General features: G+C 32.3%; 21 protein-coding genes. 4 read left to right on the top strand and 17 right to left on the bottom strand.

Translation table 11 applies throughout. The annotated features are described in order from the left end of the window. Window positions 1-3 precede the first annotated feature (3 nt). The 5 genes from THEYE_RS04460 to THEYE_RS04440 are packed head-to-tail and all read right to left on the bottom strand — an operon-like array spanning window position 4 to window position 3,222. Entirely contained in the window at window positions 4-1,053 is a 1,050-nt protein-coding gene (locus tag THEYE_RS04460) for a DUF933 domain-containing protein (RefSeq protein ID WP_012545743.1), read from the bottom strand. Then, window positions 1,050-1,313, bottom strand: coding sequence for a hypothetical protein (locus tag THEYE_RS04455; RefSeq protein ID WP_012546054.1), 264 nt, complete (start codon window positions 1,311-1,313; stop codon window positions 1,050-1,052). Before THEYE_RS04455 ends, THEYE_RS04460 begins: the two co-directional genes overlap by 4 nt. After that, on the bottom strand, window positions 1,297-2,088 hold the full coding sequence (tatC, locus tag THEYE_RS04450) for a twin-arginine translocase subunit TatC (RefSeq protein ID WP_012545000.1): 792 nt from the start codon (window positions 2,086-2,088) through the stop codon (window positions 1,297-1,299). The genes THEYE_RS04455 and tatC overlap by 17 nt, the downstream gene beginning before the upstream one ends. A 6-nt stretch (window positions 2,089-2,094) precedes the next feature. After that, window positions 2,095-2,415: a Sec-independent protein translocase protein TatB gene (tatB, locus tag THEYE_RS10570; RefSeq protein ID WP_012546321.1), complete on the bottom strand. Its 321-nt coding sequence runs from the start codon at window positions 2,413-2,415 to the stop codon at window positions 2,095-2,097. 15 nt (window positions 2,416-2,430) lie between these two features. Further along, entirely contained in the window at window positions 2,431-3,222 is a 792-nt protein-coding gene (locus THEYE_RS04440) for a hypothetical protein (protein ID WP_028842557.1), read from the bottom strand. 67 nt (window positions 3,223-3,289) lie between these two features. Here THEYE_RS04440 and THEYE_RS04435 point away from each other — a divergent pair, with 67 nt between their 5' ends. After that, on the top strand, window positions 3,290-4,180 hold the full coding sequence (locus THEYE_RS04435) for a selenium metabolism-associated LysR family transcriptional regulator (protein ID WP_012545377.1): 891 nt from the start codon (window positions 3,290-3,292) through the stop codon (window positions 4,178-4,180). On the opposite strand, the gene THEYE_RS04430 is transcribed toward THEYE_RS04435, so the two are convergent. Continuing rightward, window positions 4,170-4,901, bottom strand: coding sequence for a thioredoxin fold domain-containing protein (locus tag THEYE_RS04430; RefSeq protein ID WP_012546549.1), 732 nt, complete (start codon window positions 4,899-4,901; stop codon window positions 4,170-4,172). The genes THEYE_RS04435 and THEYE_RS04430 overlap by 11 nt on opposite strands. Before the next feature lie 240 nt (window positions 4,902-5,141). Between THEYE_RS04430 and tilS the strand changes: the two genes are divergently transcribed. After that, entirely contained in the window at window positions 5,142-6,524 is a 1,383-nt protein-coding gene (gene tilS / locus THEYE_RS04425; RefSeq protein ID WP_012546068.1) for a tRNA lysidine(34) synthetase TilS, read from the top strand. Next, window positions 6,491-7,660 carry a PDZ domain-containing protein gene (locus tag THEYE_RS04420; RefSeq protein WP_012544943.1) on the top strand — a complete coding sequence of 390 codons (1,170 nt, stop codon included), beginning with the start codon at window positions 6,491-6,493 and terminating at the stop codon, window positions 7,658-7,660. The genes tilS and THEYE_RS04420 overlap by 34 nt, the downstream gene beginning before the upstream one ends. Here THEYE_RS04420 and hemW read toward each other — a convergent pair. Continuing rightward, window positions 7,596-8,735 (bottom strand): radical SAM family heme chaperone HemW, encoded by a 1,140-nt coding sequence (gene hemW, locus THEYE_RS04415; RefSeq protein WP_021013191.1) that lies wholly within the window; start codon window positions 8,733-8,735, stop codon window positions 7,596-7,598. The two genes, THEYE_RS04420 and hemW, sit on opposite strands and share 65 nt — an antisense overlap. Before the next feature lie 17 nt (window positions 8,736-8,752). Here hemW and THEYE_RS04410 point away from each other — a divergent pair, with 17 nt between their 5' ends. Beyond that, window positions 8,753-9,733, top strand: coding sequence for a radical SAM/SPASM domain-containing protein (locus tag THEYE_RS04410; RefSeq protein ID WP_012546361.1), 981 nt, complete (start codon window positions 8,753-8,755; stop codon window positions 9,731-9,733). Window positions 9,734-9,775: 42 nt separating this feature from the next. On the opposite strand, the gene THEYE_RS04405 is transcribed toward THEYE_RS04410, so the two are convergent. The 10 genes from THEYE_RS04405 to THEYE_RS04360 all read right to left on the bottom strand — a co-directional run bounded on the left by THEYE_RS04405 (window position 9,776) and on the right by THEYE_RS04360 (window position 22,682). Beyond that, window positions 9,776-10,507 carry a 4Fe-4S dicluster domain-containing protein gene (locus THEYE_RS04405; protein WP_012545194.1) on the bottom strand — a complete coding sequence of 244 codons (732 nt, stop codon included), beginning with the start codon at window positions 10,505-10,507 and terminating at the stop codon, window positions 9,776-9,778. Window positions 10,508-10,517: 10 nt separating this feature from the next. After that, window positions 10,518-13,580: a formate dehydrogenase-N subunit alpha gene (gene fdnG, locus THEYE_RS04400; RefSeq protein WP_012546362.1), complete on the bottom strand. Its 3,063-nt coding sequence runs from the start codon at window positions 13,578-13,580 to the stop codon at window positions 10,518-10,520. Window positions 13,581-13,821: 241 nt separating this feature from the next. Continuing rightward, window positions 13,822-15,231, bottom strand: a complete 1,410-nt coding sequence (locus THEYE_RS04395) for a sigma-54-dependent transcriptional regulator (protein WP_012546569.1) — start codon at window positions 15,229-15,231, stop codon at window positions 13,822-13,824. Further along, window positions 15,218-16,381: an ATP-binding protein gene (locus THEYE_RS04390; RefSeq protein WP_012546469.1), complete on the bottom strand. Its 1,164-nt coding sequence runs from the start codon at window positions 16,379-16,381 to the stop codon at window positions 15,218-15,220. Before THEYE_RS04390 ends, THEYE_RS04395 begins: the two co-directional genes overlap by 14 nt. Further along, window positions 16,378-17,409, bottom strand: a complete 1,032-nt coding sequence (gene purM / locus THEYE_RS04385; protein ID WP_012545739.1) for a phosphoribosylformylglycinamidine cyclo-ligase — start codon at window positions 17,407-17,409, stop codon at window positions 16,378-16,380. The genes THEYE_RS04390 and purM overlap by 4 nt, the downstream gene beginning before the upstream one ends. Further along, window positions 17,406-18,263: a carboxylating nicotinate-nucleotide diphosphorylase gene (gene nadC / locus THEYE_RS04380; RefSeq protein ID WP_012545113.1), complete on the bottom strand. Its 858-nt coding sequence runs from the start codon at window positions 18,261-18,263 to the stop codon at window positions 17,406-17,408. The genes purM and nadC overlap by 4 nt, the downstream gene beginning before the upstream one ends. Next, a complete protein-coding gene (locus THEYE_RS04375) occupies window positions 18,263-18,742 on the bottom strand; it encodes a hypothetical protein (RefSeq protein WP_012546000.1) in 480 nt (159 codons plus the stop codon). The genes nadC and THEYE_RS04375 overlap by 1 nt, the downstream gene beginning before the upstream one ends. 9 nt (window positions 18,743-18,751) lie before the next feature. Continuing rightward, on the bottom strand, window positions 18,752-21,583 hold the full coding sequence (locus THEYE_RS04370) for a valine--tRNA ligase (RefSeq protein ID WP_012545538.1): 2,832 nt from the start codon (window positions 21,581-21,583) through the stop codon (window positions 18,752-18,754). Beyond that, entirely contained in the window at window positions 21,576-22,073 is a 498-nt protein-coding gene (locus tag THEYE_RS04365) for a response regulator (protein WP_012545196.1), read from the bottom strand. The genes THEYE_RS04370 and THEYE_RS04365 overlap by 8 nt, the downstream gene beginning before the upstream one ends. Continuing rightward, window positions 22,074-22,682, bottom strand: coding sequence for an MlaC/ttg2D family ABC transporter substrate-binding protein (locus tag THEYE_RS04360; protein WP_012546348.1), 609 nt, complete (start codon window positions 22,680-22,682; stop codon window positions 22,074-22,076). Window position 22,683 lies beyond the last annotated feature (1 nt).

The following is a 22,683-nucleotide window of genomic DNA, read 5'->3' as shown; positions in this document are numbered from 1 at the left end:
TCCTTATACTTTAAATCTAAATGTTATTACATCTCCATCTTTTACTTCATATTCTTTTCCTTCAAGTCTGAAAACACCTTTCTGTCTGGCAAGATTAATGTCACCGTTAACTGAAATAAAATCCTCATAAGATAAAACTTCTGCTCTTATAAAACCCCTTTGAATATCTGAATGAATTTTGCCTGCTGCTTGCGCAGCCTTTGTGCCTTTTTTAATGCTCCATGCTCTCACTTCCTGAGGTCCTGCTGTGAAAAAGGATATATAATTTAAAACTTCATAGGCTTTTCTGATTATCTTTTTACTAACAGGTTCATCTATGCCCATAGCATTAAGAAAATTAGAAATTTCTTCTTGAGGAAGTTGTATAATTTCATTCTCTAAGGAGCCGCATATTGTTAAAAAACCTGTATCCCTGAATTTCCCCTCATTAAATGAATTTTCATCTGCATTTATAACAGCGAAAGCAGGCTTAAGACTTAAAAAATTTAAATGTTTTGTCTCTTTCATCTGTTCTTCTGTTAGGACAATTTTTCTTAAAGGTTGACCATTTTCTAAGTGCTCTCTCAAAAATTCTAAAACTTCCATTTCTTTATCATTTATCTTCTGTCCCTTTTTTTTCTGTTCAACCATTCTTTCAATTCGTTTAATGACAAGATCTAAATCAATCATAATAAACTCGTATTCAAGTTCATTAAAGTCTCTTTGAGGATCAACCATATTAAATTGATAAGGAACAGATAAATCTTCAAAGCCACGTAAAATATATATCAGAGCATCAGCATCCATTATTTCTCTTATAACCTTTGCATTATGTGAAGGATTGTCTTTTATTAATCCTGCTGTATCAAAACATTCAACCTGAGCAAATGTTGTCTTTTGGGGCTTTACAATTTCACTTATTTTTCTTAATCTTGGATCATCAACCTGAAGAACTCCTCTATGAACTACATCAGCAGGAGTGGGATATGAAGAAGTTTCAATTTTCTGAGAGGTTATTGCATTGAAAATAGTTGTCTTACCTGAATTAAAAAACCCTGTTAGAGCAATCTTCATACTTTTCCTTCCATAAAATTTTTAATAACCACAATAGCCTGATGAATTCTTTGAAGTTTAATATTTCTTTTTCTTATAAGTAAAGGTTCATTAAATGGAAAAGGCTCTGTTCTTATCTGTCTTTGTTTTTTTATCAATACATCATGAAGCTCTTTAAGGTCTCTTTCTGGAAATTTTTTTAAAAATAAAGGATTTACTGTAATAAATCCTTCTGCGATGTCAGAAGCGATAGCTAAAAGTGACTTAGTTCTGCCCTCCACTGTTTTTCCCTTTTTTATTTAGCAGTATAGAAACCCATATCCCAAGCTCATAAAGTATAATCATCGGAACTGCCATGAGCGTCTGATTGAAAGCATCTGGTGTAGGTGTTATAATTGCTGCAACTACAAAAGCAAGAACTATAGCAAGTCTTCTATATTTTTTCAATGTTTGAGGAGTTATAAGCCCCATCCTTGTTGTAATTACGATTAAAATTGGCAATTCAAAAACTAATCCAAAGGCAAGAAGAAATTTTAATAAAAAATCTATGTAAAGCCCAACGGAAAGCATCGGCATTAAAAAATCTCCAACTTTATAATTAAGTAAAAATCCCATTGCGAAAGGAAGCACTATAAAATAACAAAAAGCAACGCCAGTTAAAAAAAGACCTGTGGCAGTTAAAACAAATGGTAATACATATTTTTTTTCATGAGCGTAAAGTCCTGGAGAAACAAATCGCCAGAGTTGATAAAAAATTATAGGAATTGTAAGAATAAATCCTGTTACAAGAGCAATCTTCATATTCATCCAGAATGCCTCGGCAGGACCTAAAAAGACAAGCTTTGTATTTTGAAGCTTCTGGTCAGGAACAAAAACCATTCCTTCTTTTAGTGAAAATTGAGGGGTATAATTAAGAGGAAAAAGCAAAAGTTTAAAAATATATTCAGAGTAGCTAAATGTAAATATAAAAGCTATTATTAGGGCTATAAGACAGACTAAGATTCTCTTTCTTAGTTCTGAAAGATGTTCTATTAAAGACATCTTCTGTTCTTCCATCCATTATTACTCCTTTTTTTCAATCTCTTTTCTGGCAATGTTCTCAATGTGTTTATCTATTCTTAAATCTTCAAGAGAAGGTATATCCTTGAAAAGTTCATTTTTGAGTTGAAGCGGGTCTTTTATATCCTTTTTAGCTTCCTCTACAGTTTCTTTAACTTCGTTTATTTCTTTTTCCATCTCAGATTTTGCTCCCTGAAAAGCCTTTTTGATTTCATTCAGGGTTTTACCAAGTGTATAACCAAGTTCAGGTAATCTTTTTGGACCGAACACTAAGAGAGCAACAATAAATATTATAATAAGTTCTTGAAAGCCTAAATCAAACATGAAATCATTATAACATTAATCAATATCTTTTACAATTCTTTTTAAAGTATGCTTTTCACCTGGTAATACCAGACTAATACCGAACATAAATCTCACATCAGGAGTTCTGTTTTTTATATCAAAGCCTGTACTGACAGTGGTATAAGAGAAATTTGTCACTCTCACTCTATAGCCAAGTCTCCATTCTAAAAGGTCTATTTTATTTTTATCAATTGCTTTTCTTCCTATTATTTCAAAAAGAATAGAGGAGTTATAACTTACTTTAAGTTCTGAACCAATATTAAGATTCCATGTTTCTTTTAATCCTTCTTTTTCTGGTTTAAAATAGATTAAATTTCCATGGGCTTTTACAGGTCCTAACTTCTTTGTCACAATTAATCCTCCACCACGTCCGCCTTCTGTGGAAAAATCTTCATTGCCGAAATCTCCTGAAACATAAAGCATGTATGCAAAAGCAGGTAAATATGTTGTTTCATCAATTACTCTATGTTTAAAACCAAAATTAATATCTTCTGCACCATTTCCATTGATAGAATTATGATAAGAAATATTGTATGGAAGGTTAGCTATAACTTCAACCTTATCAGTCAATCCATAGGAAAGATTCAAATTCGTTCTTTTTATATCTGGGTCATTTGTAAGTTCAAAATTAAAATCAATTGCCACTTGATTTTGCTTTGGGGATTCTGCAGAAAAAGTAGAAATTACTGAGAATGGAGCGGTTGGTGAAAATCCTTTTCTATCAAATGCGTAAACATTAGAACTAAAAGCTAAAATAAAAATTAAAAAAAATATTAATTTTTTCATTAAAAAAAGGATATCAAAAAAATCAAAATCTGTCAAATTTATTATAGATTTTGTTAAAATGTTGTCTATGGATATTCATCAACTTAAAATTTTCATTTCTGTATTTAAAAATAAAAGTTTTTCAAAGGCTGCCAAAGAATTGTTTTTAACACAACCCACAATAAGTGAACATATAAAAACCCTTGAAGAAGAATTAGACTGTAAATTGTTTGATAGATTTGGTAAAGTTATCATACCTACAACAGAAGCAGAAATACTTTATGAAAATGCACAGGGAGTTGTAGAAAAGGTTGAGAATCTAAAAGAAGTTTTACAAAAAATAAAATCTACACCATCGGGAAATCTATACATTGCAGCAAGCAGTATTCCCGGAACATATATTTTGCCCAAATTGATGTCATCTTTTAAAAACATTTATCCTCAGATCTCAATTCAAATAGATATCTCAGATTCAAAATCAGTTATAGAAAGTTTGCTTTCAGGACAAATTTTGTTAGGTATTGTAGGAACAAAACTTCGTAAATCAAAAATTGATTATTTTCCCTTTATGGATGATGAACTTGTAATTGTCAGCCCTAATCTTATAAAAGAATCCTTTATAGAACCTGAGGAAATACTGAAATATCCTTTTATAACGAGGGAAGAAGGTTCAGGAACAAGAAAAGAAATGGAAAAATGGCTTGGAGAGATGGGAATAGATATAGAGAAACTAAATATAGTCTGCACATTAAGCAGCACAGATGCTGTAAAAGAGGCAATAAAAAATGGTTTGGGAATTTCCATCCTTTCAATCCATTCAATTAAAGATGAATTGGAATACAAAAAACTAAAAATAGTAAAAATAAAAAACTACAAAATGAATAGAATTTTCTATATAGCTACTCATACAACACGGAGTTTACCGTATATATACAAACTTTTCTATGAATTTCTAAAAGAAAATGCATTTAGTTTATGATAGCATCAAGTCCTTCAGGTGAAAACCCCACTATTCGCTTACCATTAAAAGAAATAAAAGAAGGCGTTCCATTTACATTAATCTTTTTCATCAAAGCAATTGAATCTTGTATTTTTTTAGTTCCATCATTGCATAGCTGCCCTACCCATTTTGAATTCAAGTAGTCATCATATTTCATTCCTGCGCAGACTGCTCTTATAGCCTTGTCTTTTGCATGAGGATGAAGAGTTTCAAGAGGTAAAAATATAACCTTTATCTCAACCTTTTTTAAATCCGCCCACTGTTTCACTTCTTGTTTTGCCTTTTCACAGAATGGACAATCTGGATCAGTAATCATATAGATATACTTATTAGCACCTTCTGGTTTATAAGAAAAAACAACTACTTTATCAATCTCTGTTTGAAAATTCTTGAAAGCCTTTTCCTGTATTCTTTCCAATGTTGCTTTGCTTAAAAATATACCATTTTTATAGATATCTCCGAATATAAAAGTCTTTCCATCGGGATATGCATAAAAAATATTGAATACACCATTTCTTTGAATTACAATCTGACAGAGATTCGTTCCTTTAATTTCATTTTTTTCAACTATGCTATCAAAATCAATTTTTAAAGTTTCTTTTAGTTCCTTTTCCTTTATATTTGTGCATGGATTGGTAGTTAAATTACAAGATAACAAACTGATAATTAAAAATATCCCTAAAAAGCTTGTCCTTTTCATTTTTCCTCCAGTTTATTTTCAGAGACTGTTTAAAAACTTGCAATTTACTTAAAATCAATAAACTACAAGTCCTATTCATTTAACTGTCATCCTTGATTTCTGTTATTCCTCGATCGGAATGACCGTTACTAATTGAACAGCCTCATTTTCAATTAGTTTAAAAATAAATGTTTCAAAAAAATCAAGAAAATAATTTGTAAAGACACTTCTACATAATTAAAAATCTGTTAAAATTAATAAATGGATATAATTAAAAAAGTAAAACAAACAATTGAAAAATATAACATGCTTTCAGTTGGAGACCATGTTCTTGTGGGTTTATCAGGCGGACCTGATTCTGTCTGTCTTCTTCAGATTTTAAACATACTTAAATCTTCATACAAGCTAAAAATCTCAGCAGCATATATAGACCACGAATTAAGACCTGATGATGTTCCAAAAGAAATTGAATTTTGTAAAAAATTATGCGAATCTCTTAATATCCCTTTTTATGTTCAATCAATAAATGTAAAAGATTTTGCAAAAAAAGAAAAAATAAGCATTCAAGAAGCAGCAAGGATTCTAAGATATGCAGCATTAGACCAGATAAGCATTAACATTAATGCTCACAAAATTGCAGTTGCCCATAATGCTGATGATCAAGCTGAAACGGTTATAATGAGACTTCTTAGAGGTGCTGGACCTGCTGGATTAAGCGGAATTCCTCCTGTAAGAAAAAAAATAATAAGACCCCTTATTGAAATTGAAAGAACAGAAATAGAAAGATTCCTCTCAGAAAAAAATATTTCTTATATCATTGATCCATCAAACGAGAGCATGAAATACTTAAGAAATAAAATTCGAAAAACATTAATGCCTGTTATAAAAACTGTGTCTCCAAAGGCTACAAAAATTATTTCAAAGACTGCTGATATCATAAGAGAAGAAAATGATTATATAAATGTAGCAGTAACAAAGGCTTTAATGCGACTTATGAGTAGAAAAACTGATAAAACAATTGAACTTTTCTGTAATCCAATGGAAGTATTGAATATTGTCATTTTGAGAAGAGCTTTGAGATTCGCAATTGACAGCGTTAAAGGCTTAAAGGGTTTAACTTTTGACCATATAGAAGACATTATAAACCTTATAAAAACTGGTAAAACAGGTGATAGAGTATATCTTCCAAAAGGCATCAGAGCTATAAAAGGATATTCAACTTTAATAATAACATCAGAACCTCCCAAAAAACTCTCCACATATGAAATAACAGAACCGCAGGATATTTATCTTAAAGAATCTTCCATTGTTTTAAACCTGAAAGAAATAAAAAAGGAAGAACTTCAAAATTTTGGCGATGGTAAAAATGTAATTTACATTGATATGGATAAAATTAAATTTCCTTTGATTGTAAGAGCAAGAAAATCAGGAGATTACTTTTATCCTTTCGGTTTTGGTAAAAAGAAAAAGCTTCAGGATTTCTTTGTTGATGAAAAAATTCCAAGAGATGAAAGAGATACTGTGCCAATAATTGAAAGTAATGGAAATATTGTTTGCATAGCAGGTTACAGACTTGACGACAGATTTAAAATTGATGATAATACAAAGAGATGTTTACAAATAAAAATTATTCCAAAGTTATAATTAAAATTTTATTTATAATCTCGTTTATTTTATTTTCATTCAATCAATCTAATTGTGAAGAAAATTTTTCCACATTAATTAAAAGTAAAGTTGATACAATCTATCAAAAGTTTTCAGATTCTTTAATATCCTTTCAAGAAGGAATAGCTGTTGCAATAGATAAAAATTATGCCATACTTCCAGCAAAAATTGTTGAAAAAGTCCCAAATATCTCAATAGTTGCCATAGATTCAAAGTTAAATCTTGCAGTAGTAAAACTCAATAAAGAGTCTAAGCCTGTGGTTTTTGAACTTTCCGAAACAAAAGATGAACTGTTTTTTCTTTTAACAATTTTTGAAGAACCTTCTATACTGATAGTCAAAGGAAAATTCAAAGACAATAAAATAGAGATTCAAGGTAAACAAATTGCAGGTTCGCTTCTACTTTCTCTTGATTTAACACCGCTGGGAATTGTCACAGAAAGTAGCAGTATTTCAGAAGTATTATTGATCAAACCATTTTATTCAGAAATTAACAAATTGATAAAAAGAAAACCTGGGTGGTTGGGACTTCAGGGACAAACAATTACTGCTGAACTTGGGAAAATAATGTCTGTTTCCGAAGGAGTTGTAATTACAAATATATATGAAGGAGGACCTGCAGATAAAGCTAAGTTAAGAAGAGGAGACGTAATAGTTGCAGCAGATAGTTTCAAAATTACAGAATTGAAAGATCTGCAAAATATTCTCTCAACAAAATTTGCAGGAGAAACTATAAACTTAGAAATAATAAGGGATGGAATAAAAAAAGACTACTCAATAATTCTTGAAGAACCCCCAGAAAATTTTTTACAAACAAAAGCATCTCCCCCATTGTCTATAAAAGGCGTTGAGATTACAGAAATTCCTGAAAATTTAAAAACGAGACTGAAAAAATCTATAAAAGGGGTATTTGTTAAAAAAATCAGTGAGGATAGTCCAGCCTTAGGAATATTAAAAGATGAAGATATAATTATTGAAATCAATAAAAAATCTATAAATAGTTACAAAGAGTTCAATGAAATTCTTCAACAGTCAGGAAATAATGATCTGCTCATTCTTGTTTACAGACAGGACAATTTTCAATATGTAATAATACCCGGGCAAAAATCTCGTTAGAAAGAATCATCCCTTTATCAGTCAGCCTAACTTTATTACCTGACAGAGTGAGTAATTTTTCTTTTTCAAAATTTTTTAAAAAATTAAGTAGGCAGGTTTTTTTTAAAATAATTCCCTCTTTCATCCTCAAACCAAGAAAAATCTTTTCTTTTAATCCTTCAACTTTGTCAACAGAATAATCATATATCCATGCAAAATTACCATTCAGTAAATTCTCTACATAAGAAAATAAATCTGAGGGATTGTGAAATCTTTTATTATCAATAAATGAATGCGATGAAGGACCTATACCAAGATATGGCTTTCTTAGCCAATATGAAATGTTATGAATGCATTGAAATCCTTTTTGGGCAAAATTTGATATTTCATATTTTTTGAATCCTTTATCTTTAAGAAAATCATTTGCAAACTCATACATGCATGTTACATCATCTTCAGAAAGAAGAGAAAACTTTTTATAATTAAACTCCTTTGCAAGTTGTGTATTATGTTCAATTGATAATTCATATAGCGAAATATGTCTGATATCCATGTTTACTGCTTTATTCAAAGTTTCCTCCCAGTTTTTTAGTGTCTGACAGGGAATTCCATAAATTAAATCAATTGAAATATTTTTGAATCCTTTATTTAGACTGAGTTTAACTGTATTAATCGCATCTTCTGAGTTATGAATCCTTCCTAAAAATAAAAGTTCTTTATCATTAAATGACTGCACTCCAATGCTTAATCTATTAATTCCAAAATCTCTCATTAAATCAAGCTTTTGCATATCAACGGTTTTAGGATTTATCTCAATTGAAAATTCTACATTATGAGTTGTTTTAAAATTTTTTCTTAAATTTAAAAGAAGCTTTTCTAAATTGTGAATATCTAAACAAGAGGGGGTGCCTCCACCTATATATATTGTTTTAAGAAGATGTGGAATCTCTCTCATAATCTCTATTTCTTTTAATATTGCCTTAATATAAAGCTTCTCTAAATCCCTATTATATGGCAATGAATAGAAACTACAATATTTGCACTTTCTAATACAGAAAGGCACATGAACATAAAGATATGAAAAAAACATAGCCATACTTTATAATAACCTACATGGGATTTATTGAAAAATTTTTAATGCCTTATCTTGATTGGATTCAGATTGAAGTCTCGGGACTCTGTAATGCCTCCTGCTTTTACTGCCCGCATACAACACATAAAAAAGCATGGAAAGGAAAAAATTTAAGCTTTTTTGAATTTTCTTCCATTATACCCTATCTTAAAAAAGTCAAACTTATTTATCTTCAAGGATGGGGTGAACCTTTCTGTAATCAAGATTTTTTTAAATTTGTAGATGTTGCTAAAAAATCTGGATGTAAAGTTGGAACAACCACAAATGGGATGCTAATAGAACAATCTCATATAGAAAAAATCATTGATACCCAAATGGACATAATTGCTTTTTCACTTACAGGAATAAAGAGAAATGATATATTACGGGCAGGAACAAAAATTGATAAAGTTTTTAAAGTAATTGAAAAATTAAATGAAGCGAAAAGAAAAAAAGGAGTCTTCAATCCGAAAATTCACATTGCATACATGCTCCTTAAATCAAATCTGGATGAATTAAAAGAAATCCCAGAAATTTTCAGTAAAATAGGAATACAACATGTAATAATAAGCATACTTGACTTTATCCCGCATAAATCAATTGAAAATGAATCTCTTATCCCGAAAACAGAAGAAGAATTCAATAAATTAAAAAATATAGCTCTCAATGTTATAAATGAAGGGAAAAAACTTAATTTACCAATATCCTTTAATATCTCTCATCCATTTAAGAAAGGGGAAATATGTTCTGAAAATCCTAAACGAGCAATTTTTATAAACTCCCTTGGATATGTTTCTCCCTGTGTATTTACGGGAATTCCAGCAGAAGGAGTTAAAAATCTGTATTTTGGCAACATAATTGAAAAACCTCTACCATTAATTTTAAAAAATCGCAATTTTAAAGAATTCAGAAAAAACTTTCTTTCAGGCAATTCTTCTTTACCTTGCATTAATTGTCCAAAAATTAGAATAGTAGAACTATAAAAAAATCAGGGGAGGTTCGAATCCTCCCCTTAATTAAAAAACTTATTCAGTAGATTTTTGAGCAAGATATTTGATGAACGAAGATGTAGTTGAACCACTTCTTCCTACAAGTGTTCTTAATACAGAACCCCAGAATGCCACAGACTCTGATATTCTCGGATTCTCTGCAAGTTTGTAGACCTTTGGTGAATCCTTGAGAGCAAATACTACACCCAATCCACCAAGATCTGTCTCTCCATAAAGCTTAAAGCCCTTTGCCTTTGCCTCTTTTATCAATGCATCTCTGTCTCCATATTTAATTGCTCCTGTTGGACAGGTCTTTGCACAGGCAGGTGTAAGTCCAGCCTTTACTCTGTCTATGCAAAGATGACATTTTGCTATCTTACCCTTTCCACCGTCATCATATCTTGGTACATCAAAGGGGCAGGCAGACTTACAGGCATGACAGGCTATGCATTTGTTTTTGTCATAATAAACAATTCCTGTTTCCTTATCTTTCATCAATGCTCCAACAGGACATATCTGAACACAAGCAGGCTCTCCACAATGCATGCAGCGTTGACTTACAAAAAGCCAGCGAAATCCCTTAGGGTCCTTATGCTCTATAAATCTGATTTTGTTGTATGTATTTCCATCCAGGTCAGGTGGATTTTCATAAGTTCCGTAATTTTTTGTCTTACTTGCAGGAAGCTGATTCCATTCTTTGCATGCAACCTGACAGGCTCTACATCCTATGCATATATCTGGTGTTATTAATAATCCTTTACGTGCCATGTTTCACCTCCTATGCCTTCTCTATGTTTACCATGAATGCCTTTGTTTCAGGTATCATGGTATTTGCATCACCAATTGTCGGGGTAAGCAGATTTGCACTATCTCCACCTGAACCATCTTTCGGGAATCTCCAGCCATAATGCCATGGCAGTCCTACCATGTGTATGGTTTGTCCCATTACTTTAAATGGTTGCAATCTGTCTGTAACTATAGCTATAGCCCAGAGTTTTCCTCTTGCAGAAGATACAATTACTTTGTCTCCGCTCTTTATTCCCTTTTCCTTTGCAAGTACAGGGTCTATTTCTGCAAATATCTGGGGTTGAAGTTCAAGCAACCACTCCTGATGTCTTGTCATTGCACCAGTCTGCCAGTGTTCTGTTACTCTGTATGTAGTACCTACATAAGGATATCTTGTATCACAATATACAAAGGTATCTGCATCTGTACCAAATATCTTAACTGTCGGATTAATTCTTGTTTTCTTGTAAAGTGGATTTTCCTGGAAAGGACATTCCAGCGGCTCATAATGTGTTGGGAATGGACCATCTGCAAGTCCTGGTCCAAATATAGCTCCGACTCCAAGAGGTTTCATAATGAATGGAAGTTTTCCACCTTCCATTGCAAGTGGTGGAGCTGGTCCGTCAGGCACATCTCCTACCCACTTCTTGTTTGTTGCATCCCACTTAAGTATTGCTCTCTTTGGATCCCATGGATTGCCCTGTGGGTCACAGCTTGCACGGTTGTAAATTATTCTTCTATTTACGGGCCAGCACCATGCCCAGTTTGGATAAAGCCCAAGCCCTGTTGGGTCTTCCTTACCTCTTCTTGCCATCATATTGCCAGCATCTGTATAACTGCCTGAATATATCCAGCAACCACAGGCTGTACTTCCGTCATCCCTAAGTAAAATAAAGCTCGGCACCTGCTGACCTTTCTTGTATGATTTTTTGTCAATTGGATGTTCCTGTATATCTGTTGTAAAGTATCCATTTATTGCTTTTGCTACTTTGTGAACATCAATATGTTTAACCTTACCATCTTGGTCTTTTTCTCCATAATCCCACGTAAGATGTATAATTGGCTCAGGAAAGGCTCCTTTTTCTTTTTGATAGAGTTTCTTTACTCTCCAATAAAGCTCATTCATTATCTCTTCATCGGATTTGCATTTTCCAATAGGTTTTACAGCTTGATATAACCACTGTCCTAATCTGCTTGAGTTTGTTCTGCTACCTTCTTTTTCCAGTGATGAAGCAGCTGGAAGCATGAATACTTCTGTTTTTATCTTCTTGGGATCCATTCCTGGACCTTTCCAGAAAGAAGAAGTTTCTGTGTCCCAGAGATTCACGCATACAAGCCATTCAAGCTTTGCAAGTGCTTTTCTCACCTTCCCTGCATTTGAGGAACCACAAGCTGGGTTCTGTCCCCAGGCAAAGAAGCCTTTTATATTTCCTTTATACATTTCATCAAAAAGCACTAACCATGAGCAGTTTTGTGTATCATCTCTCTTTGGAAGATAACTGTAACAGAAATCATTCTCCTTTGTAGCTTTGTCTCCATAAAGCTCTTTAAGGTAACTGATTACATATTTTGGCCTGTTAGCCCACCAGTTAACACTCTTTGGCTCTTTTGTCTTAGGGGTATATTTTTCAATATAAGTCTTTAAATCAACATCACTTGCTACAGGTGAAGGATTATAACCAGGCCATAGATGGAAAAGCAAAGCATGGTCAGTTGAACCCTGAACATTTGGTTCACCTCTCTGAGCATTGATTCCACCACCAGCCATTCCCATATTGCCGAGTAAGAGTTGAACAATTGAAAATGCTCTTATATTCTGTGTTCCTACAGTATGCTGGGTCCAGCCCATTGCATAAGAGACTGTGCATGTTCTGTCAGGTTTTCCTGTAGAACCAATAATTTTGTATGCTTCTTCAATTTTATCTTTTGGTGCTCCTGTGATATTAGAAACTGTATCTATTGTATATCTTGAGTATTGTTTCTTTAAAAGCTGAAATACACAGTTTGGATTCTGAAGCGTTGGATCTTTCTTTGGTATACCATTTTCATCAAGCTGATATTTCCATGTGGATTTGTCATAAGTTCTCTTCTTCTCATCATAGCCAGAAAATAATCCATCAAGGTCTTCAGCTGTTTTAAAGTTTGGATCAACAAGGAATGACGCATCCGTATAATTTAATACATAATCTTTAAAGTAAAGGTTATTGTCAATTATGTATTTTATTAAACCACCAAGAAATACAATATCTGTTCCTGGACGAATCGGAACATAGAGGTCTGCTTTTGATGCTGTTTGTGTAAAACGAGGATCAACTACAACAAGTTTAGCACCTCTTTGTTCTTTGGCTTTCATTATCCATTTCATTGACATGGGATGATTTGATGCTGTATTACCACCCATGTTTAAAATTACATCTGCATTTCTAAAATCAATCCAGTGATTTGTCATTGCTCCTCTACCAAACGACTCTGCCAGAGCCGCTACAGTAGGAGAGTGTCATATACGAGCCTGATGCTCAATATAAACAAGTCCCCATGAACGCATTAATTTTTGTAATAAATAGCATTCTTCATTTTCAAGGGCAGCAGAGCCAACATGAGCGATAGCATCTACTCTGTTTACAACCTGTCCTTTAGCATTTTTGGTAATAAAATACTTATCTCTTGTTTTCTTGACCAGTCTTGCAATTTTGTTTAATGCTTCCTCCCATGAAATCTTCTTCCATTCTGTTGCACCTGGTGCACGATACATCGGTTCAGTAATTCTGTTAGGATTGTTTACGAGTTGATAAACTGCAGCTCCTTTTGGACAAAGAGAACCTTCATTAAGAGGACTATCAGGATCGCCTTCTGCATTAATCACCTTTCCTTCTTTGGAATAAACGATAATACTACATCCATATCCACAGTAAGGACAGATATGCGTTGTCTCCTTAGCACCCTTTATTCTCAGCTCAGCAGCATAAGCCTTTGCAGGCTCAAGATTAAGTCCCAGCGAGCTAAGAAGCAGAGCACCTGTGGAGATTTTCAAAAAACTTCGTCTTGTAATCTCCATATGACCTCCTCCTTGTTTAATTTTTTAAATAAAAAAGGATGCCTTGAAGTTACACACCTCAAAAGCATCCCCTGTCTCCCGATTAAACTTCTCAGGGGGCTGTATGGAAGATTTAATCGGTTCATCTATTTTATAGATTATCAATTCTCATGCCATAGAATTTTTTAATATTATTCAATTAATTAGCAATATAAATGGGTGCAACTTTTTTTGCTTAATCTAAAATATAGAAAAAATTTTTTCAGGGGGTTGTTTTTTTGTGTAGTCTTTTGTTGAGTGCCTGTCTTGTTATACCAAGCATAGAAGCTGCTATACCCTGATTTCCTTTTGATCTTCTTAAAGCTTCGGTAACAAGTATTTCTTCCATCTCTTTTAAGGTTGGAAGCCTTTCTGGAAACCTCATCTGAATATAAAACTTTACTATCTCACTTTTAAGTTCCTTATCAATTGTATTGCTTATATCTATCATATCTTTAAAAATCTCCAAGGATAAAAAATTAGATTTACATCTTGCTACTGCATCATAAACTATCATTTTTAATTCTCTTATGTTGCCAGGAAAAGGATAATTCATCAAAAGTATTATCAATTCTTCAGGATATTTAGGAGGTTTTTTTGAAAGAGAAAGAGCAGCCTCTTCAATAAAATATTCAAGTAAAACAGGAATATCATCCTTTCTTTCCCTTAAAGGTGGTAAATGAACATGATGAGCTTTAAGTCTATAAAATAAATCTTTTCTAAACTTTCCACTATTAACCATTTCCTGTATATCCTGATTGGTTGCAACGATTAGTCTTGCATCAGTATTTTTAGGAAGGTCAGACCCCAAAGGATAATAGACCTTTTCCTGAATAACCCTTAAAAGCTTAAGCTGAGAAGCTTCTGATAAATCTCCAATCTCATCAAGAAACAGGGTCCCTCCCTTTGCTCTTGAAATCAATCCCTCCCTATTAGAAAAAGCTCCAGTAAATGCCCCTTTTCTATGACCGAATAAAGTATCTGAAAACATGGTATCATCAAGACCTGCAACATTTACTGCTACAAATTCTCCCTTTTTTTCACTTATCTTATGTATTGCTCTTGCAACGAGTTCTTTTCCTGTTCCTGTTTCTCCTGTAACTAAAACAGGTTGTTCAGTTTTTGATATTACTTCAATATATTTAAAAATTCCTCTCATTTTCTGATTAACAGTTATGATCTCTGAAAAAGCGTTTTCTTGTTCCAGTTTATCTTCAATCAATCTATGTTTTAATCCTAAAATTTCTTCTTTTAACCTATTCATTTCTAATGCTTTTTTTATAGATGATATTAACTTATTTTTTTCAATAGGCTTTACGAGATAATCGCATGCACCAATTTTCATACACTCAACTGCAGTTTCTATGTCTTTTATTGCTGTTATTATAATAACTGGAATTTCTGGATACTCTACTGAAAGATACTTTAGCAAATCAAAACCTGATATATACGGCATTGAAAGGTCAAGAAGCAAAATAGAAAAAGTTCTTTCTTTTAAAATAATAGGAATTTCACGGGAATCTTGAATTAAAACAACATCTTTAAGCCCTGCCTGTTTTAAAATAAGAGAATAAGAGTATAGTGCCTCCTTTTCATCATCTACAATAGCAACACTGTAATTAAAATTTTCCATTTTCTAAAACATAGGGAAGATAAATTGTTACTTTTGTTCCTCTATTTTCCTCAGACTGAATATTAATTTCACCACCAAAATCTTCTATAATGGATTTGGAAAGATAAAGTCCAAGCCCTGAACCACCTGATGAATATTTAGTAGAGAAAAAAGGTTCATATATATGAGGCATAATATTCTTTGGAATTCCTACTCCCTCATCATTAATTTCAATATATACTTTATCTGATGTCATACCTGTAGAAATAAAAACTCCTCTCTGTCTATTTGGTAATGACTGTAATGCATTCATTAGTAAATTTATTATTAGTTGCTCTAATTTCTGCATATTGCCTTTAATCTTTGGCAATCCTTCAGTAAAATTAAAATTAAAGTTCTCTGTATAAATAAAAATATGATGATTAAGAATTGTAACTACTCTTCTTACAACCTCATTTATATCAATAACCGCAGTTTCTGACTTCAAACCTTCTTTCACATATTTTCTAAAATCATCAATTGTATCGGAAATTCTGTTAATCCCATCTATTACTGAAATCATAAGTCGAGGTATTACTTTATCTATTTCTGAAGAAGAAATCCCTCCTATCAAAAATTCTCCATTTTCATCTTCATATTCCTTAATTATAGTAAAAATATCATTCCATGCTTGAAAAGTAATTTTCAGATTATTAACCATAAAATTACAAATATTGTTTATTTCATGAGATATGCTGGATGTAACTAAATCTACAGATTTTAGCTTGTCCTGTAGTATAAGTTGAGCATTTTTTCTTCGTTTTTCTTCTTTTTTATTAATTTTTTCTGTAATATCTTTAAATGTAAAACAAACTGTCCTGTAATCATCATATGCAACGGGGTATAAACTAAAAAGCAAAACTCCCTTTTTATTGTCATTTCTTTTAAAACTAATAACCCTGTTTTCTTCAACTTTATGACAATCTTTTATTAATTTTATGAAGTTTAAATATTCATCTTCTTGAAAAAATGTTGATAAATCTGGATTCCCTTCCAAAAAATCTTTTGCTTTCTGATTCATATATAATATTTCATATCTTTCAGGTTCAAAAACAATTACAGATTCTGAATATATATCTATAAACTTTAAAAAAATTTCACCTAACTGCGTTTCCTTCTGAAATATTTTCATTTTATTGTGATTTTATCTTCACCACCTTTTGAAGCTTTTCCAATTAAATAGGCTTTGTAACCCTTTTTATTTAAGATGGCTAAGGATTTTTGAATTTCATTTTGTTCAACAACAAAAATATAACCTATTCCCATGTTAAAAACTTTAAACATCTCTGCTTCATTAATTTTACCTATGTTTTTTATTAAATGAAAAATTGAAGGCACAGTCCAGCTATTTTTGTCTAAAATTGCTGTTATATTTTTAGGTAAAATTCTGGATAAATTTCCGGGGATACCTCCACCAGTTATATGTGCCATACCTTTAACTTTGACTTTATCTTTAAGGGCAAAATATGCTTTAACATAAATTTCTGTTGGTTTAAGTAGTTCCTTTGCAAGGATACAGTTTAATTCAGGTATATACTGATCAATTCTCAATTTGCCTATATCAAAAAGGACTTTTCTTGCAAGAGAAAAACCATTGCTATGAAGCCCTGAAGATGCTACACCTATGAAAACGTCTCCTTCTTTTATTGAAGAACCATCAATTATTTCTTTTCTATCAACTACACCTACAGCAAATCCTGCAAGGTCATATTCATTTTTTTTATAAAACCTCGGTAATTCTGCAGTCTCCCCTCCTATAAGAGCACAACCAGCTTCTTTACAACCTTGAACAATACCTTTTATAACTTCCGTAGCTTTTGCTGCATTAAGTTTTCCAGTTGCGAAGTAATCAAGGAAAAACAAGGGTTCTGCACCAACTGTTAAAATATCATTCACACACATGGCAACAAGGTCTATTCCAACTGTATCGTGTTTATCTGCTTCAAAGGCTATTTTGAGCTTTGTTCCAACTCCATCTGTTCCACTAACCAACACTGGTTCTTTATATTTTTTTACATCAAATTTAAATAATCCTGCAAAAAGTCCTATTTCAGTGAGAACTTCTTTACGAAATGTCGTTTTAACAATAGGAGAAATCATGCTGACAAATTTATCTGCTTCATCAATATCAACTCCTGCTTTTTTATATGTAATACTCATAAAACCTCCCTTATCTTCATGCTAATATCAACAGCAGTAGCTGAATGAGTTAATGCACCAATTGATATAAAATCAACACCTGTTAATGCGATATTTCTAATATTTTCAAGATTTACACCACCTGATGCTTCAAGTAAAACTCTTCCATTTGCAATCTCTACCGCTTTTTTCATTTCTTCAATATTCATATTGTCAAGCATGATTATATCTGCTTCTGCAGAAATTGCTTCTTCAAGTTCTTTAAGATTTTTTACCTCTACCTCTACTTTTTGATGTATACATTGATTTTTAGCTTTTATCACAGCCTCTCTAACAGATCCTACAACTTTTATATGATTATCTTTTATTAAAACTGCATCATAAAGTGCAAACCGATGATTAATACCTCCACCAATTTTTACTGCGTATTTTTCCATAAATCTTAATCCAGGAGTTGTTTTTCTTGTATCAAGAATTTTTACTGGTAAATCTTCTACTTTTTTTACAAACTCTCTTGTAAATGTAGCAATACCTGAAAGCCTCTGTAAAAGATTCAAAGCAATCCTCTCACCTGCAAGCAGTAACCTCGTATTTCCTTTAACAGAAGCTATGACATTGGATTTTTTAATAAAATCACCATCTTTATAGTATTCCTCAAAATATATTTGCTCAGGTTGGAATCCAAAGTATGAAGATAGAATAGTAAAAAATCTTTTTACAAAAGGCATGCCTGCAAGAATAATATCCTCCTTGCATATTATCTGAGCTAATGCTTTACAATCTTCAGGTATAATAAGCTGAGAGGTTATATCTCCATTTCCAATATCTTCTATTATTGAAAGTTTAAAAAGCTCATCAATCAAAGGATTAAACATTATTTTTTAAGAAAAAGTCTTAAAAGTCCGTAAATGCCTCCTGCAACTGCAGTAACTGCAAGAGCGCTTTTCCAGTCAAAAAGTGTTGTAATGTTTCCTTCTATATTCTTACCTATCACAATTACACTTGCGGAGTTTTTAACTTCTACATTACTACCTATTATGAGACCTGTTGCTGACCTTTTTATTTCTGCTTTATCCCTACTAAGAGCAAAAGGACATAGTGAAAAATTAATCTCTGTTTTTTCTCCTGTTGAAACTCCGCTTATACACTGATTCATATTCAACTCATTAGATTTCACAAATCCGATTGCTCCCTGAGTAATCTCAGCTTTTTCAGAATCAATACTTAATGCACAAACCTGCTGCAATTCTGCTGTACCAGCCTCAACAGCTCTAATCGTGCTTTGTTTTACATTTAAAAACTCAGCTTCAACTATATCAAGGCTCTGCCCTTCAATATCAAGCTTTTCTTCCATTGTTTCCCCCTAATTTTTTAATTCTTCAATAACTGAAAGATTTTCTTTTATTTTATCATGTTTTACGAGAAGTCCCTCATATTTTTCTTTATCCTTTTTTACAACGTCCTCAGGAGCGTTTTTTATAAAATCCTCATTCATCAGCTTTTTATTGAGAAAATTAATATCTTGTTCTGTCTTTTGAAGTTCTTTTAAAAGTCTTTTTTTCTCCTGTTCTATGTCAATCAATCCTTTAATTGGTATATATATTTCAAAATTTTTCTTAACTGATACAGCAGAGCCTTTTGCTCTGCTAAGATCTTTTTGTATTTTCAAACTTTTTGCTTTTGCAAGTTTCAAAATAAACTGATATCCCTCATTTAAAATATTTTCTGCTTGAGGAGTTAAAGATTTTATATAAACATCAACATTTAAAGAAGGCGCGATATTTAATTCTCCACGAATGCTTCGTATTCCTGAAATTGCCTCAATTATATGTTCCATCTTATCTATTGCTTCTTCATCTTTGTTTATCAAATCATGAGTAGGATATAGTGAAATCATTAAAGATTTTTCCTTTCCCAAAATATTAAGCCATATCTCCTCTGTAACATATGGCATGAAAGGATGAAGAAGTTTAAGGATGTTTTCAAAAACATAGAAAAGACAATTAACTGTTTCGTCTTTTTCCTCTGTATCAGAATATAGAACAACTTTGCTTAGCTCTATATACCAGTCACAAAATTCATGCCATAAAAACTGATAAACAGTTCCTGCAGCATCATTAAATCTATAAGCATCAAGTGCTCTGTTTGTTTCATATATAGCATCTGAGAGTTTGGACAAAATCCATCTGTCTTTCAATGATTTGACGTCTTCTAATTTGACTTCTTCTTTTGTTCTTAAATGAGCAAAACTCATTATAAACTTCATTGCATTCCAGATTTTATTTATAAAATGTCTGTATCCTTCAACTCTTTCTTCTGAAAATTTGATGTCTCTTCCCTGAGCTGCAAATGCTGCCAATGTGAATCTGAAAGCATCTGCTCCATATTTTTCTATCATCACAATCGGGTCTATAACATTGCCCTTTGATTTACTCATCTTCTGTCCCTTGGAGTCCCTTACAAGAGCATGTATATAAACATCCCTAAATGGTACATCTTTCATAAACTTCATACCCATCATAATCATTCTTGCAACCCAGAAAAATATTATGTCAAACCCTGTTACAAGAACATTTGTTGGATAAAATCGTTTTAAATCTTCTGTTTCCTCAGGCCAACCGAGCGTTGAAAATGGCCATAATGCAGAGGAAAACCATGTATCAAGAACATCAGGATCTTGTATCAATTCTTTACTTCCGCAATAAGGACAAGTTTTTGGTTCTTCTCTATTTGCAAAATGTTTAATCTCTTTCGGTATTTTTATCATTTTAGCCCTTTGTTCAATCTCTTCCTTTGAAACCCCGAGTTTTTTCAATTCATTGAAACTGCCTCCCCATATTTCCTTTCCATTAAGAGTAATAGGTTTATAAAACAAAATTTCTATTAAATCACCTTGCTCTTTGCCATCAATGGTTTTACATTCTGCACAATACCATACAGGAATTCTGTGCCCCCACCATAGCTGTCTTGAAATACACCAGTCTTTAATATCACGCATCCATGCATAGTAATTGTTAACCCAACCTTCTGGGATAAACTTGATTTTCCCTTCCTCTACAACTCTAACCGCCTCTTCAGCTAAGGGTTTTATCTTGACATACCATTGAACTGTCTGAAAAGGCTCTATAACTGTTTTACATCTGTAGCAATGCCCAACAGCATGTTTGTGTTTTTCTGTTTTTTCAAGAAGACCAAGCTCTGTTAAATCATTGATAATTTTGTTTCTCGCATCATACCTTTCAAGTCCTTTATATTTTCCAGCCTCCTCTGTCATCCTGCCTTCTTCATTAATTACACAAACATAAGGAAGATTATGTCTTTGAGCCATCTCAGCATCATTAAAATCATGAGACGGTGTTACTTTAACAGCACCTGTTCCAAATTCCATATCTACAGCACTATCTGCAATTACAGGAATCTCTCTATTTATCAATGGTAGTATTAATACTTTACCAATAAGATTTTTATACCTTTTATCCTCTGGATTAACTGCAACTGCTGTGTCACCAAGCATGGTTTCAGGACGCGTTGTTGCCACTGTGATGAATTTTTCAGGGTCTTCTTTCAGAGGATATTTAATATAGTATAGTTTGCCTTCTAATTCCTCGTGTTCTACTTCAAGATCAGAAAGCGCGGTATGACATCTCGGACACCAGTTTATGAGCCTTAAATCCCTGTATATCAATCCCTCTTCAAAGAGTCTTAGAAAAACTTCTTTAACAGCCTGACTAAGCCCTTCATCCATTGTAAAACGAAGACGAGACCAGTCACATGATGCGCCTATTCTTTTAAGTTGTTCTATTATTCTACCTCCACAGGATTCTTTCCACTGCCATACTCTTTCAAGAAAGGCTGTTCTTCCTAATTGATATCTATCAATACCTTCTTGAAGTAATTGCCTTTCCACAACATTCTGAGTAGCAATCCCCGCATGATCAGTTCCCGGAATCCATAATGCTGCATATCCAAGCATTCTTTTCCATCTTATAAGAATATCCTGAAGCGTAGCATTTAAAGCATGCCCCATATGAAGAGTTCCTGTCACATTTGGAGGTGGAATTACTATACAATAAGAAGGCTTTTCAGAATCAGAGTCTGGTTTAAAAAATCCTTTTTCTTCCCAGAAACTGTAAAGTTTTTTTTCAATCTCCTGAGGTTTATAGATTTCACTAATTGATAACTCTTTCTTAAACATGCTTCTGCTCCATGCCCTCCAGAATTTGTTTTAAAATAGTTTGCATCTCCGCTCTAACTTCCTCTCTTATATAAGGTCTAAGTTTATCAATAATTTCACTTTCTTTTTCATAAATATGCTCTACAGTTTTTTCCTGTTCAGATAGAAAAGACTCTATTTTTGCATTAAATTCTTCCTGAGTAAATGGTTTAATTATAAAATCTACTCCTAAGTTTTTAAATTGATTAAGATTAACAAAAGAATAAAAATCTACAACCAGTAAAATTGGCAATAAAAGAGAGTATTTTTCTCTTATCTTTTTACAAAAATCCAATAAATCTGTCTCTTCTTGATCTGCGACTAAAAGTATTAATTTAGGTTCATAACGGTCAATATTCTGCAATGTTTCATCAATATTTGGAAAAAATTTAACCGAAAATTTGTTTTTATTTAAACTATTCAAATAGTTTGATATAAAAGAAGATTTTCCAACTAAAAGGATTGTAAACATTTATTTTTCCCTCATTAGTTCCTCTGTTTGTTTTGTTTTCATCCTTTTTACAAGTTCTTGATAGGAATGATTTCTAATAATTTTATTGAATTGAGAACGGTAATTACTTACAAGACTAACTCCTTCTATAACAATATCATAAACTTTCCATTCTTTTCCCGCAAAATAAAGCCTGTAATCAATCGGAATCTCCTTTTTGTCCTTTGTTATTATCTTTGTTTTTACTTCAGCATATTTACTATTTTCAACTTTTTCATCTGTATAAATTACCTCTTCATCAGTATATGATTCAATTTTATCAATGTAAGACCTTTCAAGCAGATCTTTATAAAGCTCAATAAACTCTTTTTTCTCCTGAGGTGTTCTATCTTTCCAGTAAACTCCTAATGAGCGCTTTGACATTTCCTCAAAATCAAAAACTTTTCCTATTTCTGTTCTTAAAGCTAATCTTCTTTGCTGGGTTTTATTTTTGCCTTTATATTTAGGGTCTTTGAGAATGCTTATTACCTTATCAACAGTCTTTTTAATCTGCTCTTTCGGAGAAACAACAGCGAAAGCACCTGAGATTGTAAATACAAGAATTAATAAAATCAGTATCAATTTTTTCATT

Source organism: Thermodesulfovibrio yellowstonii DSM 11347 (genome assembly GCF_000020985.1).
Classification (GTDB): domain Bacteria; phylum Nitrospirota; class Thermodesulfovibrionia; order Thermodesulfovibrionales; family Thermodesulfovibrionaceae; genus Thermodesulfovibrio; species Thermodesulfovibrio yellowstonii.
This window is presented reverse-complemented; position numbering and strand designations above follow the sequence as displayed.

Bases quoted from the DNA above. Each gene is read 5' to 3' on its own strand.
- THEYE_RS04460 (WP_012545743.1), bottom strand. From the start codon at position 1,053: ATGAAGATTGCTCTAACAGGGTTTTTTAATTCAGGTAAGACAACTATT.
- tatC (WP_012545000.1), bottom strand. From the start codon at position 2,088: ATGGAAGAACAGAAGATGTCTTTAATAGAACATCTTTCAGAACTAAGA.
- tatB (WP_012546321.1), bottom strand. From the start codon at position 2,415: ATGTTTGATTTAGGCTTTCAAGAACTTATTATAATATTTATTGTTGCT.
- THEYE_RS04440 (WP_028842557.1), bottom strand. From the start codon at position 3,222: ATGAAAAAATTAATATTTTTTTTAATTTTTATTTTAGCTTTTAGTTCT.
- THEYE_RS04435 (WP_012545377.1), top strand. From the start codon at position 3,290: ATGGATATTCATCAACTTAAAATTTTCATTTCTGTATTTAAAAATAAA.
- THEYE_RS04430 (WP_012546549.1), bottom strand. From the start codon at position 4,901: ATGAAAAGGACAAGCTTTTTAGGGATATTTTTAATTATCAGTTTGTTA.
- tilS (WP_012546068.1), top strand. From the start codon at position 5,142: ATGGATATAATTAAAAAAGTAAAACAAACAATTGAAAAATATAACATG.
- THEYE_RS04420 (WP_012544943.1), top strand. From the start codon at position 6,491: ATGTTTACAAATAAAAATTATTCCAAAGTTATAATTAAAATTTTATTT.
- hemW (WP_021013191.1), bottom strand. From the start codon at position 8,735: ATGGCTATGTTTTTTTCATATCTTTATGTTCATGTGCCTTTCTGTATT.
- THEYE_RS04410 (WP_012546361.1), top strand. From the start codon at position 8,753: ATGGGATTTATTGAAAAATTTTTAATGCCTTATCTTGATTGGATTCAG.
- THEYE_RS04405 (WP_012545194.1), bottom strand. From the start codon at position 10,507: ATGGCACGTAAAGGATTATTAATAACACCAGATATATGCATAGGATGT.
- THEYE_RS04395 (WP_012546569.1), bottom strand. From the start codon at position 15,231: ATGGAAAATTTTAATTACAGTGTTGCTATTGTAGATGATGAAAAGGAG.
- THEYE_RS04390 (WP_012546469.1), bottom strand. From the start codon at position 16,381: ATGAAAATATTTCAGAAGGAAACGCAGTTAGGTGAAATTTTTTTAAAG.
- purM (WP_012545739.1), bottom strand. From the start codon at position 17,409: ATGAGTATTACATATAAAAAAGCAGGAGTTGATATTGATGAAGCAGAT.
- nadC (WP_012545113.1), bottom strand. From the start codon at position 18,263: ATGTTTAATCCTTTGATTGATGAGCTTTTTAAACTTTCAATAATAGAA.
- THEYE_RS04375 (WP_012546000.1), bottom strand. From the start codon at position 18,742: ATGGAAGAAAAGCTTGATATTGAAGGGCAGAGCCTTGATATAGTTGAA.
- THEYE_RS04370 (WP_012545538.1), bottom strand. From the start codon at position 21,583: ATGTTTAAGAAAGAGTTATCAATTAGTGAAATCTATAAACCTCAGGAG.
- THEYE_RS04365 (WP_012545196.1), bottom strand. From the start codon at position 22,073: ATGTTTACAATCCTTTTAGTTGGAAAATCTTCTTTTATATCAAACTAT.
- THEYE_RS04360 (WP_012546348.1), bottom strand. From the start codon at position 22,682: ATGAAAAAATTGATACTGATTTTATTAATTCTTGTATTTACAATCTCA.